At 61.6% G+C, this 19,657-nt stretch carries 17 protein-coding genes; 6 read left to right on the top strand and 11 right to left on the bottom strand.

All coding sequences use genetic code 11. The features are described from left to right. Positions 1-61: 61 nt before the first annotated feature. The gene (locus H7C86_RS17875) at positions 62-1,573 is read left to right on the top strand and encodes an anion permease (protein WP_041816313.1); all 1,512 of its coding nucleotides are present in this window, start codon (positions 62-64) and stop codon (positions 1,571-1,573) included. Between the two features lie 3 nt (positions 1,574-1,576). Here H7C86_RS17875 and H7C86_RS17870 read toward each other — a convergent pair whose 3' ends face one another. Genes H7C86_RS17870 through H7C86_RS17860 form a run of 3 tightly spaced genes read right to left on the bottom strand, consistent with a single transcriptional unit; the run spans position 1,577 to position 5,025 of the window. Further along, positions 1,577-2,326: a succinate dehydrogenase/fumarate reductase iron-sulfur subunit gene (locus tag H7C86_RS17870; RefSeq protein WP_182261946.1), complete on the bottom strand. Its 750-nt coding sequence runs from the start codon at positions 2,324-2,326 to the stop codon at positions 1,577-1,579. Then, positions 2,323-4,275: a fumarate reductase/succinate dehydrogenase flavoprotein subunit gene (locus tag H7C86_RS17865; protein WP_182261945.1), complete on the bottom strand. Its 1,953-nt coding sequence runs from the start codon at positions 4,273-4,275 to the stop codon at positions 2,323-2,325. Before H7C86_RS17865 ends, H7C86_RS17870 begins: the two co-directional genes overlap by 4 nt. Next, positions 4,276-5,025: a succinate dehydrogenase cytochrome b subunit gene (locus H7C86_RS17860; protein WP_182261944.1), complete on the bottom strand. Its 750-nt coding sequence runs from the start codon at positions 5,023-5,025 to the stop codon at positions 4,276-4,278. A 156-nt stretch (positions 5,026-5,181) separates the two neighbouring features. On the opposite strand from H7C86_RS17860, the gene H7C86_RS17855 reads away from it, so the two are divergent. Together H7C86_RS17855 and H7C86_RS17850 are read left to right on the top strand one after the other, a co-directional pair. Beyond that, entirely contained in the window at positions 5,182-6,510 is a 1,329-nt protein-coding gene (locus tag H7C86_RS17855; RefSeq protein ID WP_182261943.1) for a lipase family protein, read from the top strand. A gap of 2 nt (positions 6,511-6,512) precedes the next feature. Continuing rightward, positions 6,513-7,763: a Tat pathway signal protein gene (locus H7C86_RS17850; RefSeq protein WP_225989586.1), complete on the top strand. Its 1,251-nt coding sequence runs from the start codon at positions 6,513-6,515 to the stop codon at positions 7,761-7,763. 51 nt (positions 7,764-7,814) lie between these two features. Here H7C86_RS17850 and H7C86_RS17845 read toward each other — a convergent pair whose 3' ends face one another. Beyond that, complete coding sequence (locus tag H7C86_RS17845; RefSeq protein WP_020971108.1) at positions 7,815-9,191, bottom strand: MFS transporter; 1,377 nt, start codon at positions 9,189-9,191, stop codon at positions 7,815-7,817. 52 nt (positions 9,192-9,243) lie between these two features. Beyond that, a complete protein-coding gene (locus H7C86_RS17840; RefSeq protein WP_182261942.1) occupies positions 9,244-10,119 on the bottom strand; it encodes an SGNH/GDSL hydrolase family protein in 876 nt (291 codons plus the stop codon). Positions 10,120-10,256: 137 nt separating this feature from the next. Between H7C86_RS17840 and H7C86_RS17835 the strand changes: the two genes are divergently transcribed. Together H7C86_RS17835 and H7C86_RS17830 are read left to right on the top strand one after the other, a co-directional pair. Continuing rightward, positions 10,257-11,540 (top strand): CdaR family transcriptional regulator, encoded by a 1,284-nt coding sequence (locus H7C86_RS17835; protein ID WP_182261941.1) that lies wholly within the window; start codon positions 10,257-10,259, stop codon positions 11,538-11,540. Between the two features lie 465 nt (positions 11,541-12,005). Continuing rightward, positions 12,006-12,644 carry a YdcF family protein gene (locus H7C86_RS17830; RefSeq protein WP_153211440.1) on the top strand — a complete coding sequence of 213 codons (639 nt, stop codon included), beginning with the start codon at positions 12,006-12,008 and terminating at the stop codon, positions 12,642-12,644. A gap of 73 nt (positions 12,645-12,717) precedes the next feature. Here the strand turns inward: H7C86_RS17830 and H7C86_RS17825 are convergent, their stop codons facing one another. The 4 genes from H7C86_RS17825 to H7C86_RS17810 form a co-directional block, all read right to left on the bottom strand. After that, the gene (locus H7C86_RS17825) at positions 12,718-14,382 is read right to left on the bottom strand and encodes a DHA2 family efflux MFS transporter permease subunit (RefSeq protein WP_372461249.1); all 1,665 of its coding nucleotides are present in this window, start codon (positions 14,380-14,382) and stop codon (positions 12,718-12,720) included. 48 nt (positions 14,383-14,430) lie between these two features. Then, positions 14,431-14,889, bottom strand: coding sequence for a MarR family winged helix-turn-helix transcriptional regulator (locus H7C86_RS17820; RefSeq protein WP_182261940.1), 459 nt, complete (start codon positions 14,887-14,889; stop codon positions 14,431-14,433). A 71-nt stretch (positions 14,890-14,960) separates the two neighbouring features. After that, positions 14,961-15,392, bottom strand: a complete 432-nt coding sequence (locus H7C86_RS17815; RefSeq protein WP_019745731.1) for a MarR family winged helix-turn-helix transcriptional regulator — start codon at positions 15,390-15,392, stop codon at positions 14,961-14,963. A gap of 145 nt (positions 15,393-15,537) precedes the next feature. Next, positions 15,538-16,206, bottom strand: coding sequence for a DsbA family protein (locus H7C86_RS17810; protein WP_182261939.1), 669 nt, complete (start codon positions 16,204-16,206; stop codon positions 15,538-15,540). 139 nt (positions 16,207-16,345) lie between these two features. Here H7C86_RS17810 and H7C86_RS17805 point away from each other — a divergent pair, with 139 nt between their 5' ends. Next, complete coding sequence (locus H7C86_RS17805; protein ID WP_019745729.1) at positions 16,346-17,173, top strand: AraC family transcriptional regulator; 828 nt, start codon at positions 16,346-16,348, stop codon at positions 17,171-17,173. On the opposite strand, the gene H7C86_RS17800 is transcribed toward H7C86_RS17805, so the two are convergent. Together H7C86_RS17800 and H7C86_RS17795 are read right to left on the bottom strand one after the other, a co-directional pair. Continuing rightward, entirely contained in the window at positions 17,160-18,155 is a 996-nt protein-coding gene (locus H7C86_RS17800) for an ABC transporter substrate-binding protein (RefSeq protein ID WP_019745728.1), read from the bottom strand. The genes H7C86_RS17805 and H7C86_RS17800 overlap by 14 nt on opposite strands. A gap of 6 nt (positions 18,156-18,161) precedes the next feature. Beyond that, positions 18,162-19,556 carry an MFS transporter gene (locus tag H7C86_RS17795; RefSeq protein ID WP_182261938.1) on the bottom strand — a complete coding sequence of 465 codons (1,395 nt, stop codon included), beginning with the start codon at positions 19,554-19,556 and terminating at the stop codon, positions 18,162-18,164. Positions 19,557-19,657 lie beyond the last annotated feature (101 nt).

The following is a 19,657-nucleotide window of genomic DNA, read 5'->3' as shown; positions in this document are numbered from 1 at the left end:
GGACGTTTGGGGGACAATGATCTGGGGCGATCACCTGGGGCGAGAAGTCGAGGAGATGTACATGTCCGAGGCCAAATCCGAAAGCACCGAGTCTCTCGCTGGAACGACACCGCCGGCAAAGACACCGCCGGCCAACACACCGCCGACGGAGCCGTCGAAACAATCGGTGCTCAGGCGGTACTACCCGGCTGCGGTGCCCGTCATCCTCGGCTTGATCATCTATTTCATGCCGGTTCCGGACGGTGTGGACCCCAAGGGCATACACATGCTCGGAATCTTCGTCGGCACCATCGTGGCGTTGATTTTGCAACCACTGCCGACGGGTTCGGTGGCGCTGGTGGGCCTGTCGATCGCCATGATCACCCAGACGGAGACGCCGACAGAAGCGTTGTCCGGCTTCAGTAACACCACGATCTGGCTGATCGTCGCGTCGTTCTTCATCGCCGAGGGCTTTCTGGTCACTGGGCTCGGCAAACGGGTTGCACTCATGTTCGTGACCAAACTCGGCAAGTCGAGCCTCGGATTGTCGTACGGAATGGCGTTGACGGACTTGATACTTGCTCCGGCGACACCGTCGAACACCGCCCGCGCCGGTGGCGTCGTCTATCCGATCATCGTCTCACTGAGCAAGTTGGAGGACTCCAATCCCGAGCCCGAGGACTCTCGCAAGAAGCTCGGAGCATATCTGCTGCTCACGTCGCTGCAAGTCAACGTCGTGACCTCCGCGATGTTCATCACCGCCATGGCGGGTAACCCCGTCGCCGTCGATGCGGCTGCCAAGATCGGCATCGACATCTCGTGGGGCAAATGGGCGCTGGCAGCATCGGTTCCGGGAATTGCGAGTCTCATCGCGATCCCGTGGGTGATGTCGAAGATCTTCCCGCCCACGATGTTGAAGACTCCGAAAGCGCCCGAGCAAGCCAGGGAGGAACTGCGCAAGGCAGGTCCGATCAGCCGCAACGAGAAGATCATGGCCGCCACCTTCGTTCTGCTGCTGGTGCTCTGGTGCCTGGGCTCGCAGCTCAACGTCAATGCCACTACAACAGCATTTGTCGGAATCGGCATCCTGTTGGTGACCAAGGTGCTGACGTGGAACAACCTGGTGCACGACACCGGGGCGTGGCAGACGCTCGTGTTCTTTGCCGTGCTGGTCGGTATGGCAAGCCATCTCGAAGAACTCGGCGTGATCTCGTGGATCGGAACCCAGGTCTCCTCGAGCGTCGACGGTTTGCCGTGGATCTGGGCTTTTGCGATCCTGACCTTGGTGTACTTCTACGCGCACTATCTGTTTGCGTCGAACACCGCGCAGATCGTCGCGATGTACGCGGTGTTTCTCGGCGCGGCGGTGGCAACCGGTGCACCGCCGCTGTTCTCAGCCCTGGTATTCGGCTTCATCGGCAGCCTGTTCGGCGGTATCTCGCACTACGCGTCCGGTCCGGCCGGAGTGATCTACGGTTCCGGATACATCAAGACCTCGGAATGGTTCCGTATCGGTTTCGTGATGAGCGTCGTGATCATCCTGATCTGGACGATCATCGGCGGCGCGTGGATGAAGCTGATCGGCGCCTGGTGAGGCTCAGTTGTCCTTGCGCCGCAATCCGAATCGGATCGATTCCTTGTTGACAGCGGCAATCGCGGTCAGCGGTATCTCCGCGGGACACACTTCTGCACATTCACCGTAGGTCGAGCACGGCCCGAAATCGGCCTCCATCTGGTGTGACATCGCTCGGGCCCGCTTGCCACGTTCGTTGCGGCCCTGCGTGACGAGGGACAGGTGGGTCAGTTTGGACCCGGTGAAGAGGTGCGCGGCACCGTTGGGGCAGGCTGCCACGCAAGCGCCGCAGCCGATGCACGCGGCGAAATCCAGTGCAGCTTCGGCACTTTGATGCGAGAGTGGCTGACTGTCCGCGTCCGGTGCAGTTCCCGCATTGACCGATACATAGCCACCGGCTTCGAGGACCCGGTCGAGAGCCGAACGATCGACCACGAGGTCGCGGACCACCGGAAAAGCGGCGGAGCGGAACGGTTCCAGTTTGATTCGGTCACCGTCGGAGAAGTTGCGCAGGTGCTGACGGCACGTGGGAGTGTTCGCAACCGGCCCATGGGGAACGTCGTCGACCGTGATGCCGCAGGACCCACAGATCCCTTCTCGGCAGTCGGAATCGAAGGCGATGGGTTCGTTGCCGCTCTCCACGAGTTGGTCGTTGAGTCGGTCGAGAAGTTCCAGCAGTGACATCTCCACTGTCGCGTCGTTTACTTGGTAGGTGTCGAATGCACCGGACGAGTCCGGTCCGGATTGGCGCCACACGTCCACGGTGATTTTCATACGTAGTTCCTCGTCTGCAGTGGAACAGCGGTGAAGGACAACGGCTCGTCGTGTCGAATGTGTCTGCCGTCCTTGGCGGTTTCCCACGCGGAGACGAAGCACCAGTCCTGATCGTTTCGCTGTGCTTCGCCGTCGGGAGTTTGATGTTCGGCCCGAAAGTGCGCTCCACAGGACTCGTCACGATCGAGAGCATCGACGCACATCAGTTCGGCGAGTTCGAGGAAATCGGCTACCCTGCCGGCCCTTTCCAGCTCCTGGTTGAACTGGTTTCCGCTGCCGGCGACTCGTAGGTTCGACCAGAAATCGCCTCGTAATGCTCGGATTTCGGAGATGGCCTTGGTCAAGCCTTCGGCCGTTCGGGTGACACCGCAACCCGCATAGAGGATCTCGCCCAGTTGTCGATGAAACCTGTCGGGGCCGTGTGTTCCGCCGACCGAGAGCAGCAGGTCCACCCGACCGCTCACGTCACTGAGCGTTGCCGTCACAGCGGGATCGGAAAGTTCGAGAGGTGCTGATCCGAGCAGCGGCGCAAGATAATTCGGAATCGCGTACGGGAGGGTGAACCAGCCGTCGACGCAGGCCGAGAGCAACGAATTGGCGCCGAGGCGGTTGGCCCCGTGGTATCCCCACCCTGCCTCGCCACCGACGAACAAGCCGGGGATGGAGGTCATCTGGTCGTAGTCGTTCCACAGTCCTCCCATGGTGAAGTGGGCTCCGGGGGCGATGCGCATCGGCACCGTATAGGGGTCTTCGCTGGTGGCGTCGCGATACATCGAGAACAGATTTCCGTATCTCTCCTCGATGGTCTTGCGGCCGAGCCGTGCCAATGCGTCGCGGAAATCCAGGTACACACTGTTTTTCAGAGGGCCGACGCCGTGACCGGAGTCGATTTGCTCGCGGGCGGCCCGTGAAGAGACGTCGCGGGGAGAGAGGTTCCCGAACGCCGGATATTTGCGCTCGAGGTAGTAGTCGCGCTCATTTTCGGGAATGTCGCCTGGTTCGCGATCGTCTCCGGGCTTGGCCGGTACCCAGATCCGGCCGTCGTTGCGTAGTGATTCGCTCATCAGAATGGTTTTCGACTGCCACTCGGAGTTGACGGGAAGTGCCGTCGGATGGAATTGGATGAACGAGGGTGAGGCAATCAGCGCGCCGCGTCGGTGCGCTCGCCATGCGGCGGTGGCGTTGGAGTTCTTCGCAAGTGTGGACTTGTGGAACACGGTGCCGTACCCACCGGAGGCCAGCACGACGGCATGGCCTGTGGTGGCGCCGATCTCACCGGTCACGAGATCGCGTGTGACTATCCCTTGTGCTCGGCCGTCCGAAACGATGAGATCGAGCATCTCGGTTCGGGTGTGGAGGTTGACCGTTCCGGCTGCGATCTGACGTTGCAGTGCCTGCGACGACGCTATCTGCAGCTGCTGGCCTGTCTGCCCGCGCGTGTAGTACGTGCGCGACACCTGTACGCCGCCGAAGGATCGGGTAGCGAGAGTGCCGCCGTACTCACGGGCGAACGGTGCTCCGATGGCATTCATGTGATCGATGACGCGTACGGATTCCTCTGCGAGTCGGAAGCAGTCGGCCTCGCGGCCGCGGAAATCGCCGCCCTTGACGGTGTCCTTCACGAAGCGGGCGAGACTGTCGTTGTCCACCTTTCGGGCACGAGCGGCGTTGATGCCGCCCTGCGCGGCGACGCTGTGTGCACGGCGCGGTGCATCGTGGAAGGTGAAGGATTCGACGTGGTAGCCCAGTTCACCAAGTGAGGCGGCGCAGGCCGCGCCGGCGAGTCCGGTACCGACGACGATGACCGTGAACTTGCGCCGGTTGAGCGGGCTGACGAGCTTGTAGTCGAGTTTGCGAGTGGGCCAGGCTGTCTCCGGATCGCCGGCTGGGACCTTACCGTCCACCGGCGTCCCGATGCTGCGCAGAATGTCGAGTTCGAAGCTGTTCACTTATGACGCTCCTGTCTTCGAGATGACGCCGGTCATCACCGCGATGGGGATCGACATGTTTCCGACCATCACGACGAGCGCAAAGATTCCGGAGAGTGCAACGGCAATCTGGCGCAGCCGTTGGCCGGTCACGCCGAGATCGTTGACCGCACTCCAGAGTCCGTGCGCGAGATGCATTGCCAGCAGAGCCATCGCGACGATGTAGAACGACGCCACCAGTGGACGCTCGAAGCTGGCGATCAGGTTGTCGTATGCGTAACTCTGCGTGCGCGTGGCTGCTTCGTACTCGGCGCTGCCGATGGGTCGGGTTCCGGTCGTGAGGTCGAGTATGTGGAAGATGACGAACAGCAGCAGCACTGCTCCGGTGACGGGCATTGTGCGCGCGGTAAAGGACTTGATTCCCAAGCTTTTACGTCGAAACTTCCCTCGAGCTCGGCGGCCACGGACGGTGAGCAACCAGGCGCACCAGACGTGTGCGACCAATGACGCGAGCAAGACGATGCGAAGAATCCACAGAAGTCCCTCGTATGGCAGGAACGGTTTGAAGACTGTGCGAAGCCAGTGTGCGTAGTCGTCGAAGTGATCGGCCCCGGTGTAGACCTTCAGGTTTCCGATCATGTGGACGAGCACGAAAGCGGCGAAGATCAGTCCCGTCACGGCCATCAGAATTTTGCACGTGATATTGGACGGCCGCGGTCGAGCGCGAGGTGAATCGCCGGTAGCTCGCGATACACGGGTCGGAGCACTCACAGACAAACCTCCCACGCCAGACTTGCCGGACAGGTGCCGTCAGCCTAAGCCCGATCGAGGTTTTCGGCCAACGGATCGGTGCCCGACTTGTCTGTTAATGCAGGTGAATGGGAGTGTAGGGGTGCTCATTACCCGAAAGTAAGGAACCTGTGAACGATGTTTGACTCGACGTGGCGACGGTGGTCATGGCGCGCCGGAACGGCATCGGCCCTGGCAGTGGCCTTGTTTGCGGTGGGGTCGCCGGCTGGTGCGCAGGAGACCGTCGACCTGGCCGACGTGTTCAACCCGTTGGTCGTGAAGGCACTTCAAGGCGCTGATATCTCTACCGAATTGACGCCACTCGGACTCTCGTCCGACGATCCGTGGTTCGACGAGCCCGAAATCGAGCCCGGCACCGCCCCCGGAACTCTTCTCAAAGCGCGTCAGGTCAGTGTTCAGGTCTACCAGGTCCGCCCGGACGTGGTCTCGGCTCACCAACTCATGTACACAACCACTGATCACTTCGGTCGCCAGGTGATCAGTACCGGAATTCTGATGATCCCCGAGGACGGAACTGCGCCAGGCGATCGCAAGATCATCGGATATGCCGAAGCGAACGACAGCCTGGGGGCGAACTGCGCACCAAGTCACCAGTGGACCGGCGGCAATCAGAGCGACCCGGCGATGTTCTCGGCTCTCGGCCCGGTGGCCCAGATGTTCGGTCACGGCTGGGCAGTGATGATGAGCGACGTCGGCAACGACGGCGACACTGCTCCCCATCCGTTCTCGATCGGACAGTTCTCGGGCAAGGCAACGCTCGACGGCATTCGGGCAGCACTCGCGCTTCCGGAGGCCGGTCTCGAATCAGACACCCCTGTCGGCATCTACGGTGTCGCCGGCGGCGGTGTCGCAGCGGGCTTTGCCGCAGAACAGGCGCATGACTACGCGCCGGAACTGAACGTACAGGCCAGCGCCATCCAGGCGATGATGATCGACCCGGCAACATTCGAGGAGACGGCGGCCGGTGGGATCGGTTCCGGCTTCGTCTTCTCGAGCATTCTCGGATTCGACGCGGGCTACCCCGACGTTCGGCTCGACGATCATCTCACTCCGATCGGTCACAACGTCGCCGCAGCATTCCGCGCGTCCTGCCAGGCGCTCTACCTCGGACTCCCGTTCGTTCTCTTCGACGTCCTGCTCACCAACCCGGCGCCCCGAACGATCCCGGCACTGGCCGCGGCGTACGCGGACAACACGTTGGGAAAGCAGGCGCCGGCCTCGAAGCTTCTGATTTCTTCCTGTGAGGACGACTTCCTCGTTCCCTTCAGTGAGGCAGAGCAATTGGCGCAGACATATCGAGCAGACGGCGGCGACGTGGACCTGCTCCCGTCGCAGTGCGGGCCGCTCGATTACGTGACCAACCTGTACAAGACGGTGACCGATCAGCTGGGTATGCAGGACATCGCCTGGCTGGCGAAGACGTTCGACGAAGCCGAAGGGAAATGAGTATGCGGAAGTCTTTGACCCGCAGGGATTTCGCGCGCACAGTTCTCGTCGCTTCGGCAGGCATCGGCGGTGCGGTCGTACTGGGAGGCCGGGCATCCGCGGGTACTGGTGAACTCGACAGGTACCTCGACCTGGAAGCGGTGAACGCAAACGCCGAAGCCGCGGGGGGTCTGCATCCTTCACTGCCGTCGGATTCCGCGACGCTGCGGAGTTTGGTCGATACCGCCCGAGCATCGGGAGTGGCTCCGCACCGCTATCAGACACTGCTCAAGCAGTACTGGCTCGCAGTCGGGACGGAGTCGGCAGGTATCGATCTCGCTTCGTGGACTCCGTTCGACGGTGTGCACGCGAATCTCGGAAACCTCACCAACACTTTCCAGTTCTACGAGCGACTGCAGCTCGAGCATCAAGAACTGCAGTGGGCAGGCATGGGCGGAATGGTCGGGCCCGCTTTTGCCGGTGGACTCCTCGACTTGGACTACGGGCGGGTTGTGCTGGAAGTTCAAGCAATCAGCGAAGCAATGGCACTGGTGTGGCGAGAGATCGACCGCATTGGGTCGCCGGTCGCAACGTCGATGGGAGCACCCGAGGACGTTGCGGCGCTGCTCCAGGTCGGCCACGACATCCGCCCCGAGGACGTGATGTGGTTCCAGGGGAAAGTGATTGCGATGAGCAAACACATCTTCTCGGATCTGATTCCCATGCACATGGCGTGGGTTCACGACGGTGTCGACGGCATCGCCGAACTCGATCGGGCAGGGCTGCTCGACGAGAATGCCCGTATCGCGTGGGACAACATTGCTTCGGGGACACCGGAGTCGGTCTTCGACGGCAATGTGCGTCTGCTGCGCCGTGAGCAGTACCAGTCGGTGGGTGATCAGTGGGACGAGGCGAAGGCCTACCGCGGCAGCGTCGGTCGCTCGTTGACCTACCTGACCACCTTCGCCGCATCACCGTCCATGCCTGGCGTCGTACCGCCGCGTGAGTCGAACCCGCTCTCGTTCGCGGTGGGCAATGCCGTTGTGCAAACACCGCTTCCGGACTTCAACTGGGCGGACCGGGACGGTCGTTGGACCTACATCAACGGTCAGCTGCTCCCGGTCTACAACAACCTGATGAACAATCAACCGGAACTGTGGCGAGCGACGCTGGCAGCGCCCGTCTCCGTTCGGATAACCGAGCAGAGAATGATCGCTCGCTTGCCGGACATGTTGCGGTCCATGCTGGCAACTCTGGCGATCACGGTCAACTGAACTCGGCGGTGGCGGGGCCTCGGGGCCCCGCCACCGCCGTGAACTCCTGGGTCAGGCCTGGCTCAGCTCCGCTTGCATACGCGCGGCGTCCTTGCCGACAGTGCGAGTGGCCAGGTAGATGAATACCGCAGTGAGCGCCAACATGATCGGCACGAGATACATGGCGGAGTTCAACCCGTCGCCGGCGTACTGAGCCAACTTCCCGGTACCGGCATCGGCAAGCGCACGCTTGGCGAACCAGTCCGAAATCGCGCCCACGGCAACTGGTCCCGAGAATCCGCCGAGAAGATACATGGCAGCGAAGAACAACGCCGTCGCAGTGCCTCGGAGCCTGGGAACCACGACGTCGTGAATGGCAGGGTAGACGCTGATGTAGAAGCCGTAGGCCAACAACCACCCGGCCGAGAACAAGAGCGTGAACATCACGACGTTCCCGCCGTGCTGCAACAGTGCCAGTGCCGTCAAAGGTGCTGCCAATGCCGAGGTTCCGACACCGATCATCAACCGTGCGCGCGGTGAGCGTGCGCTGGCCTTGTCAGCGTAGCGAGCGCCGAGAAGCAATCCGATCAGGCCCGTGATTCCGACGATGATGCCGGTGACCGATGCCGCAGCAGTCAGTTTCAGGTGGTACTGGCGCATCAGAAGCGGGACGACAAACGAATTCACTGCGTAGGCGGCGAAGTTGAACGTCAGTCCGGCAAGGATGAGCCAACGAAGCGTGGGAATTGCGAGCAGACGACGGATCGGACGGGTGATCGGTGCCTGTGAAACAGCGGCTGCGCGGGCCTCCGGACTTTCGGAACCACCACGAACCGGATCTGCCATGCGGTAGAGCACGACTGCCAGCAGGACACCGGGAATCGCCGCGAGGAAGAACGGTGCACGCCAGCTGTCGAATGCCTCGGCGATCTTGCCGACGGTGAAGTAGGCGAGCATGAGGCCAATCGGCAAACCGAGCATGAAGACACCAAGTGCGCGTGAACGTCGTTCTGCCGGGTAGATATCACCGATCATCGAGTTGGCTGCAGGTGTGAAGGTCGCTTCGCCCACACCGACGCCTAGACGCGCGAGGATGAACAGCACATAGCTGCCGGCGGCACCGGTTGCTGCCGTCAGTCCGCTCCACACCAGGAGTCCGATCCCGATGATCTTGGGACGGTTCTTCGTGTCGGCCAACCGGCCCAGAGGCAGCCCTGCGACTGCGTAGACGAGGGTGAATGCAGAGGTGATCAATCCCAATTGCAAGTCGCTGAGCGAAAACTCGTTCTTGATCGGTTCGGCAACGACCGAGGGGATCGCCCGGTCGAAGAAGTTGAGCATGTTTGCGAGAAACAGTGCGACGAGTGTGCCGCCGAGAAGTTTGTCGCGTGTTCCGACAGGGGCGCCGTCGATGGACGGCAGCGGCGGAGCGTCTCGTTGAATTGACATGATTGTTCCACCCTTTTCGCGAGTGCTGAATGAATTGTGTTGGGGGAGAAGCTCAGGACAGAGCGTCGGCGACGGTTTTGCCGATCGCCTGCATCCCGGCCGCAGTGGGATGCAGTGGAACCGCCGGCTGGGTAGGGACGATTCCGGTGTAGTAAGCAGTGGCCGGGTCAGTGCAGATGTCATGCCCGGCAGTGGCTTCGGTGATGTCGATGTACTCGACGCCGTGACGGGCCGCCGTTGCTGCCATGACCGTGTTGCCGTAGTCGATCACACTCTGGAGATAGTCGGCGTCGCGCGGCCAGAACGGCTGGGTGCCGGGGCATCCGTCGGCGGCGATGTATGTTCCGTATCCGATCACGACGATGCGCGCCGAGGGCGCTCGGTCGCGAACCGATTCGAGCATGGAACTCCAACCTGCGGAGGCATTTTCGACCAACTGTCGCTGTTGATCGACGCCGCCTGCGGTGAACTTGTCACGGCAGGACGTTCCGGTGGGTTCGGGGAGCGGGTTTACGCAGCTCAGAACTGTCGGGAACAACGAGATGTCGTTGGCGCCGATTGTGATGGTGACGAGGTCGGTATCGGGCCCCAATGCTGTTTCCTGCGCCGGTACTTGACCGGAGAACGTCGTTTGTGCGGTGTCCGTGACGTTGGCGGATCGCGCCGACGAGCAGGTCACATCCGTGAGGTGGGCGCCGAGTCTTTGCGCCACCACGGAAGGGTAGTTGTCCAGTGATCGTAGGCAGCCCGGCGCCGATGAATCTTGTTCGGTGACCAGCGGGCCGGCCGCCGCGGAATCGCCGAGAGCGACGTATTGGATGGGGCTGGCATGCGTTTCGGCATGTGACACACCGGTCCCGAGTGCCGCGATCGAACCGGCAGCCACGACGCCTGCCAGAATGGCTGCGCTGTGCGTTTTCCACGTCACTCGAGGCTCCTATTTGGTCGAAGGTGGGACTTCCAGGTACGCCGCTGATTGTGAATTCGAGAGTGGCGTGGGTTACATAGTGATAGGAAAAAGGCAGGTCGGCCTTGTGGTGGCAATTCAATTCTGTGGAGGGTTTTGTGTCAGGAAACAAAGATCTGCCGTTCGAACCGATAGTGGTTGGCGGCAGATCTCTGGCCGACCGATTGGCGCAACGCACCCATCCGCTGGTCAATGCGACGGTCGATCTGGTCCACCGCGACGTCACCTTCTACCGCTTGCTTCCGGACGAGGCGTTGCGTAACGACGTGACGACCATCGTGAGGCGAAATTTGGAACTGTTCATTTCGATGCTCCGGACGGGCGCAGATCTGGCGCCCGAGTTGCTCGCCGACATCAGCGAATCGGCTCGTCAACGGGCGCAGGAATTGGTTCCGCTCAGTGAGGTGCTGCGCGCATATCACCTGGCAGCAGGGTTGTGGTGGGAGACGATCAGCGAATGGGCGGTCCCGGAAGACGGTGTTGCACTTGCCCGCACCGGACGACTCTTGAATGCTTACACCGCGGCCTCCACGTCCGCGGTTCTTGCCGGCTACGGTTCCGACCACGCCACCCAGACGGACGAGGATTCGGCGCGAAGGTCCCTGTTCGTAGCACTTTCGACGGGTGTCGACGTGGATCGGGTCTCCGACGAGGTGGGGATCAGGTTGGCGCGCCTGTACTGGGTGGTGGCTCTGCACGTCGAGCGGAATGACGACGAGTCCTCGACCGAGGTGGACACTGCCGTCGCCGAGCGGAGGAAGGTGCGCCACCTGCAACGAGAGCTCGATCAGGTGGGGCGTGACAAAGCCCTCGGGGTGCTCGGGAGCAGCGGCGGAGCCGTACTGATTCCCATTGTGGAATCGGAACCCGCAGAGGGAAACTGGGCGTCGAGTCCGCAGTATTTGTCATTGTGTCGACGTTTGGGTGATCTCGAGAAGGTCATCGGTGCATCGACGGTAGCCGCCGTACATGTCGCGGCACCGGCCGCAGTACCCGTAGCGGTCACGCAGGCGCGCGAGGTCCTGAACGTTGCCCGAAAGTACGGACGTACCAGTGGAGTCGTCCGTCTCGCGGACGTTGCGGTCGAGTATCAACTGACCCGCCCGAGCGCTGCGTTACCGATCCTCGCAGATGTGTTGTTGCCGTTGGAGTCCGATACTGCGGTGCTGGAGACACTCGAATCTTTCATCGACTCCGGATTCGATCGAGCCGCCACCGCCCGGCAGCTACACGTGCATCCGAACACAGTTGTGTATCGCCTACGTAAGGTGAGTTCCCTGACTGGACTTGACCTGTCGTCTCCGAAGGATCTTGTGCAAGTCACCATGGCGCTGGGAGCGCGTCGCGCAATCGGTATGGAGGCGGACTCTTCCCAAACGTGATGCGTCTGTGGTTCTCGGTGAACGAGCCGGAGGGCTGGCGATCGGGTGGGGAGATATGGCCAGGCGCCGTATGTCGGGCCACCCACACACGGTTCGGGTGGTCCGCCCGTCGACGACCCGGCAGAGCGGGTCGGTTTCGCGAACCCTGAATTGATCTTGACACCTTGGTCGGGACGGGGCGGGCGGGAACACCTGGATGCAACATCGTGATCTGTAACAACGAATTGTTGCCGTTCAGCGTTGTCAACCTTCTCGGTGACTCTGCTGCTCAGATAGGTAATGCGGCGGGCGCGTCGATTCGAGATGCTGGTAGATGAAGGTTTCGAAGCCGAATCGTTGTCAAAACTTCATGTTTAGTCTGTGTGACGGTAAGTCAACAGTAAAAGTCGCCCAAATCACACAATTCAGACAAAACGTTCGTTACCGTGTGCTGGACAACCGACGATTTTTTGGGGGTTCTGCCACATGGCAAATGTTCGCAGGTCTGTGACGAAGGGATTGATTGCTGCTTCGGTGATCGCCGCAGCTGGCGTGGGCCTTTCGCCGGCGACAGCGAGCGCCGACATCACACCGACCACGGTCGTCAACGGTATCTTGTCGACTGTCGGCGGCTGCCAGACGCCGGTGCGGTCTCTCATCCTTGCGTGCACGAGTGCTGAGACGCTGACGCGCCAGTCGCCCGTGCTGCTCGACCTCAACCCGGTGGGTACCAACATCGTCGTCTTGGGCGCCGGCCTCTTCGACGACGGCACGATGCGTCCGATGCTGGTCGACCGACTTCAGGCGGCGCTGCAGCTGGCTCGTCAGTACCCGCAGTCTCCGATCATCACGAGCGGTGGGGCCCCGAAGGCCGGAGTGACGGAAGCCAGGGCGATGCGCGAGTGGCTCGTCGCCAACGGCGTCGACCCGGGCCGGATCACCGAAGAAGGAACGTCGTGGTCCACAGTGGAGAACGCGCTCAACTCTGCGCGGATTCTCGCCGATCGAGGAGCAACGGGCGTGGTTGTGGTTTCGAGCGCCAATCACGTGGAACGCGCGATGGTGGACTTCCGGGTTGCAGTTCTCGGCCGGATCCCGGTCGCAGGCGTGATCGCTGCGACCTGACGCACCCAGCTGCCCATACAGTTCCGCGTACCGCCGGAATCACCCGGACGGTACGCGGAACTGTTTGTGGGTGCTACTTGCGTCGTTGAAACTCGTCGTCACCTTCGGTCAGAAGCGCAAGTTCGGCATCGACGGCGTCGGAATCGATCTCACCGGGAACGGCGATCTTCGCCAGGAGTTGCTCGTCACCACTTTCCGTCCGAAGCGCCTTCTCCCTGATGAAGGCGATCGCGATCAGACTCAACAGAGCCAGGATTCCGGCGATGAGGAAGACCCGTGCGGTGGCATCGCCGTACGCAGCGCGGACCACATCCTGGATCGCTTCGGGTAGTTCGTTGAGGTTCGACAGCCCTGCGCCGGACCCTCCGGACGCACTCAGATCGACCCCGATTGCGCTGAGGCCCTTGGTCGTCAGATCTGCAACGTGAGTGGAGAGCACTGCTCCGAGGACGGACACGCCTGCCGCGCCGCCGAGTGAGCGGAAGAACGAGACCGTCGAACTTGCGGTGCCGAGATCGCTAGGCGCGACGGTGTTCTGAACTGCGAGAACAAGATTCTGCATCACCATGCCCATCCCGGCGCCGAGCACGAAGAGGAACAGTCCGACCCAGAACATCGGCGTCGCGTGATCGATGGTCGAGAGGAGGAAGAAGCCTGCCGACATTGCGACGGCACCGGCGATCAGGAAGCCCTTCCAGCGCCCGAACTTCGTGATCATTGCCCCGGACAGGCCGGCGGAGAGCATGGAACCGATCACCATGGGCAGTGTCAGAAGACCTGCGGCAGTGGGAGAGTAGCCGCGGGCAATCTGGAAGTACTGACCCAAGAACACTGCTCCGCCGAACATTGCGACGCCGACGGCGATGCTTGCCAGCGTCGCCAGCGTGGTAGTCCGATCTCGGAAGAGGCGGAGCGGAATGATGGGTTCCTTGACCTTGTTTTCCACCCACAGCGCTGCGGCGAGCAGCACCACGCCGAGTCCGACGAGGAAGAACGACATCGCAGAAGCCCACTCGAAGTTCTTACCTGCCAAAGTGACCCAGATCAAAAGAGTGCTGACACCGGCGGCAATGAGGGTTGCACCGACGTAGTCGATGCTGACGTCCTTCTTGACGATCGGGAGGTTCAACGTACGCTGCACGACGATCAATGCGATGACTGCCAGCGGCACGCCGACGAAGAACGTCCAGCGCCAGCCGAGCCAACTAGTGTCCACGATCAGGCCGCCGATCAGTGGGCCGGCGACTGTCGCGACGGACATGACGGCTGCGATCGGTCCCTGGTATCGGCCACGCTCACGCGGGCTGAACATCGCCGCGATCACGATGATCACGAGGGCTTGCAATCCGCCGAGGCCCAGTCCCTGAACAGCGCGGAAACCGATCAGCATGCCGACCGATTGCGACATGCCCGCAAGGATCGAGCTGATCGTGAACAGCGTGATGGACAGCTGGACCAACAGCTTCTTACTCACCAGATCCGAGAACTTGCCCCAAATGGGAGTTGTTGCGGTGGAAGCCAACAGCGTTGCCGTCACGACCCAGGTGTACTGATCCTGGGTGCCGTGTAGTTCGGTGATGATGGTGGGGAGTGCATTCGAGACGATCGTCGACGACAGGAATGCGACGAACATGCCGAGTAGGAGCCCGACAAGTGCCTCGATCTTCTGCTTGTGGGTCATCGGCGCATCGGTCGATGACTGAGATGGTGGAACGTCGGTAGACGTGAAAGAACTCATGAATGTCCTTGTATCGGAGAATGATTCGGTCTGATCGTGCAGCGTCGGTCAGTGCGCCGCGTGGGACTCTGGGCAGGTCGAGCGTCGTAGTCGATCGAGTGCACATTCGACGTCGACGGCGTCCTCTTCGGTCCATCCGTCGAGATGGTCGATGAGTCGCTGCGCCTGGGCGCGGCGATGGAAGACCAGGGTCCGGACGCCGAGTGGAGTCAAGGACAGGAGCGATGCCCGTCCGTCGTCCGGGTCCGGTCGCCGCTGAATGTATCCACAAGATTCGGCGTGTGTGATCTGTCTGCTCAGCGTCGAAACTGTCACTCTCAACTTTTCCGCCAGATCCGTCGATCTCGTGGAATCTGCGGCCGACAACTGCGAGAGGAGGGCGCCCAGTGGGTCCGGCAACATGTCGGGGGACAGTTGGCGTGAGCCGGTCGACGAAACCTCGCGGTGGCGCCGGACGAGGGCGCGAAGGTTGTCGAGGATTGCCTCGGCACTGTCGTGAGTGATCACGGCCACCTCCTCGAATAGTTGATATTTGCAACTATAGATCAAGTTGGTTGCACTGCACAACTACTTTGTTGTCAGTCCTCGGAACTGCCCAGTCGGTGCAGCAAGGCCGTCAGCGTGGTGATGTCGTCAGTTTCCCATTTTGCGAGTCGGGCGCGCCAACGATCGATCTGATGATTGCGGATCGTCGTGAGCTTCGTCCGAGCCTCAGGGGTCAGGGTCACCAGCTTCGCGCGAGCGTCGTCGGGGTCGGGGATCCGTTCCACCAGGCCTAGCCGAGCTGCGGCATCAATTTGCCTGGTCAGGGTGGACTTCTCGATATCGAGCGTGGAGATCAGGTCGGACATCCGCACGGCATCGGAACGGTTCAGGATGACAAGAACCGGGTAAAGCGCCGGATCGAGTTTGGGATGAATTGCACGCGCATAGGTGCGCGCCTGGGCGCGTCCTCGTTGCCACATGTCGGCAAGTTCCATCTCCAGGCCCGTGATCGGATCTGAAACCACTGTCGTTCCCCTTTGGTGCGATTCGTTCGGTGTTCATCAAACCAGAAGGGGGGCCGGAGTGATTTGGGTGAAGTCACGCTGAGCGAAAGGTACGTTCGGCGTACTGAAGGCGCTGAACGTACCTTTCGCTCGGAAAGTGGGTGGGTCAAGCCACCTCATACGCCCGCACGCACGTGTTCAGGTCGCGGGTGAGATCGGCCGCTGTACTGGTCGGAGAACCGAATTTCACGACGGACCCGTCGCTGCCGTGGAACAACAGTGTCGGAAACGAAGTGGCGCCGAGCCTGCGTGCCCGGACGAAATCGGCGCGGGCGGCGTCCTTCGAATCTGCGGTGAACAGGGAAGACACTGCGGCAGATGGGTCGAGCCCGAGCGATTTCGCTATGGCGCGGTAGGTCTCGGGATCGGAGAGGCTGCGACCGTCTCGGTAGAACGCGGTCTGCATGGCCTCCGCGATGTCGAGTGCGCGTGTCGGATCCTGTGTGCGAAGCGCGGCGAGTCCGATCGCAGCATCCGTCGAATTCATGACGAACCGCCCGTCAGACACCAGTTGTGAATATCCGTCACCGAAAACGGCGCCGGTCTGGGCTGCGATGGTGGCGTTGGCTGATTTCAGGTACGGAGCCGAAGACATGGGTGCGACGCGGTCACCGGTGAACAGACCACCGCTGACCACGGACAAGTCGATGGAATCGGCATTCTGACGGACGAACTCCGTCAACGCAGGGCCGAAGCCGAAACACCACCCGCAATAGGCGTCGAAGACGTAGGTGAGTTGCGTCGTGCCTGCTGTTTTCGAGCCTGTCGATTGCACTGTTGATTCCTATCCGAGCGCGAACTGATTGATACTCTGACGGTATGTCGCATTCGGGTATTCGGTCACGGTGAAGATGAGTCCCGAACTAGTGAAAAACAGACAAGTACCCGTCCGGGACGTCGGGTACGCGTCTTCGGTGGCTGACGCGACCGAGATCGAAGTACTCAGCCTGGACACCATTCGCATCAACGGGGGTAGTGCAGAGTTCGTCGGCCCCCAACGCCCGCAGTTTCACTTACTCGCACTGGTGACCGAGGGTTCGGCACTACACACCATCGACTTCGTCAACTACGCGGTGAGCCCGGGGACCGTGTTCTGGGTCAGACCGGGGCAGGTGCAACAGTGGGGGCGAATCCAGGATTTCGAGGCGATGGTTGTTCTGTTCACACCCTCGTCGCTCGATGCCGTCAGCCAGCAGTTGTTGGACGGGAACGCTCACAGTCGGCAGGCAGCGTGGCAGTTGTCCGGCGAGAACCTCGAGACCATCAGCACGGGTATGAAACACCTGAACTTGAATTACGGTTGTCCGGATACTTCTGCGCCGGTCGTTCGCGCGGCCATTCTGCGGCACACGTTGACAGCAATTCTGTTGAAACTGACCCACCTCGGTGGACAGGAACAGAGTTCCGTGCTGGCACACAATGACGTGTTCGAAAGGTTTCATGCCGTTGTCGAACGTGACTTCGCCACGGTCCGTTCGGTTTCGGAGTACGCCAACAAGATCGGGTACTCCGAGAAGACTGTATTGCGGGCTACCCGAGCTGCTGCCGGAATGACGGCAAAGCAGTACATAGATCAGCGTGTGGTGCTCGAAGCGAAACGTCTGCTGTCTTTCGGCACGGACACGGTCACCCAGGTGGCGTCGAAGCTGGGGTTCGACGATTCTGCGAACTTCACAAAATTCTTCGCCACCCGGGTGGGTGTTTCTCCGCTGACCTTCCGTCAGGACGTCAGAGCGCGCTGAACGCCGCCCATCGTGCGTCGGCGCTGTCGAGGGTTCCGATGCTGTTCTGCCCCTTGCCATGTGCGATGCCGTCCAGATCCTGGATGATCCAGTAGATGGCAAAAGGATGGCTGCCGAACCAGAGATCACCGCTGACGTCCAATGCGTGCGCCGGGTCGGGTGTCAGGTTGTCGAACAGTGGAGTGTTTCGCACGATGGATGCGTCGTACTGCTGCCCGGAGAGTACGGCGACGGTCTGTGCCGCATGCTCGGGTAGGAGTTCAGGTGAGACGGGCGAAATCGTGCCGGTGTCTTGATTGTTGGTCGCGTTGACTTCCGATACCGGCCTGGTGAATCCGGCCTCGGTGACCAGTGTGGAGATGGGAGTGGTCGGTGGCACAGTGAACAGGTTTCCGCTGTAGCCGAGAAGGATCGCAAGGCTCTGGCCGGCAGCCGCGGACTTGACGTCTTCGAGGCCGGATTCCAGCTTTCCGATCATGGCGGTTGCTTCGCTGCCTCGATCGAGCTGTGCCCCAGCTTGTTCGAGCACATCACGCCACGGCGCCGAGTACGGGAGGACCAAGGTTGGCGCCACGGAATTGATCTGCGCGAACAGGCTCGGTAGTGGACCGGCATTGCTCATCAGGATCTCATCGGGTTCGACGGACGCGATCTCTTCGACGGCGGGGTTGGCGAAGAAAGTCGGCTTGTCGAGAACTTCGACGCCCTGCTCACGCAGAATCGACTTGGCGACGTCCGATCGCAGGGTGCTGTAGACGACGGTGGGCTTCACGCCGAGTGCGAGTGCACTCAGCCCCGCGTACTCGTCGAGCGCGAGAATGCGCTGCGGTGAGGCCGGAACTTCGACGGTGCCGAGTTCGTGTGTGACGGAGCGAGTTGCAGAAGCGGTTTCGGACTCGGCGGAGCTGCTGCACGCGCTTGCGCCGGCAACGGTGAGGAGAAGCGCCGAGACGATGCCGAATGCGGTTCGGGTGGTGAACATCTGAGGTCAACGATCCATTCGTGGGAAGAAGAAGGACAGGAGGGTGCCGGCCAGCAGTAGGCCGGAGCAGACGAAGAGGGCTTGGGAGTATCCGGAAACCAGTGCTTCGGTCGGTGCGCTGTCCGAGTGCGCCGTCGAGGAAGCGGCGACGCTCACGAGAACGGCTAGTCCGAGTGAACCGCCGATCTGACGCGATGTGCTCAGTAGCCCTGATGCCATGCCGACTTCTTCGGGGGGAGCGTCGGCGGTGGCGACGTTACTGAGCGGCATGAACGACAGACCGATGCCGATGCTTGCCAGAAGCGAAGGCACCAGGATGACGGCCCAGAAGGGACTGTCGAGGTTCATGGTCGAAAACATGAAAGTCCCGATTGCGGCGACTGCTGTTCCGACTACGAGCAGCGGTCGAACTCCGTAGCGCGGAAGGAGTTTGGTGGACGCGAGGATGCCGATCACCAGGCCGAAGCAGAAAGGCAGGAAAGCCAGACCGGTGGTGGTCGGTGAATAGCCCAGCCCGCGTTGCAGGAAGAGTGAGACGAAGAAGAACGCGCTGAATTGGGCCGCACACACCAGGCACATGATGGCGTTGGCCAGTCCGATTCGGGGTCGAAGCAGGGTGGACAGTCGTACCAGTGGTGTGGCGCAGCGGCTTTCGGCTACGACAAAGGCAGTCAGCAGGACGACCGTGAGTGCGAATCCACCCAGCACGTAACCCGAAGTCCAGGAATGTGATTCCGTGGCGATCACTGTGCCGACAAGGGCGGTGATTCCGGCCGTCGCCAAGATGGCTCCGGGGAGATCGAGGGAGCCACCTCGGGCGGCTTGGCCGGCGGGCAGGCCACGGGCACCTGCGACCGCGGCGATCAGGGCCACCGGTGCGCCGGCGAACATCACCCATCGCCAACTGAGCCCTTCGGTCAAAATGCCGCTCAAGACGACACCGAGTGCGCCGCCCAGTGCTGATGACATTGCGCCGATGCCGAATGCCTTGGCCCTGGCGCGTCCGGTGGGAAAGGCCTGACTGAGGGCGGCGAGCCCGGCCGGCGCGATCAGTGCAGCGCCGACGCCTTGAAGCGCCCGAGCTCCGACAAGCATTTCGGCGGACACGGAGAAGGTGCCGACGATGCTGACGAGGGCGAACAGGAGAAGCCCGGAAACCAGAACTCGACGAGTGCCCATCACGTCGCACAGACGACCGCCGAGAAGCAGCAGTCCACCGAAGGCGAGGGCGTACGCGTTGACGACCCAGGACAGCCCGGCGTCGGAAAAGTTCAGCGATTCCTGGATGTCTGGCAGTGCGACGTTGATGACCGACATGTCGAAGGCCACCAGGAACTGCGCTGCCGCGGCGGCTGTGAGGACCAGAGCCGGTGCGGCTACCGCTCGAGTTGTTGTTGTCATTGCAGGTACCTAATTTGTATACGCGTTCTCATAAGTAGTTAGGTCTACCTTGCTGACGACTGAGATGCAAGGGGTTCCCCGGGCGAGAGCGTCGTAGCAGG

Source organism: Rhodococcus sp. UFZ-B548 (assembly GCF_903819475.1).
Lineage (GTDB): Bacteria > Actinomycetota > Actinomycetes > Mycobacteriales > Mycobacteriaceae > Rhodococcus_F > Rhodococcus_F erythropolis.
Note: the sequence above shows the minus strand (reverse complement) of the source record. Positions and strands in the feature narration are given on the sequence as shown.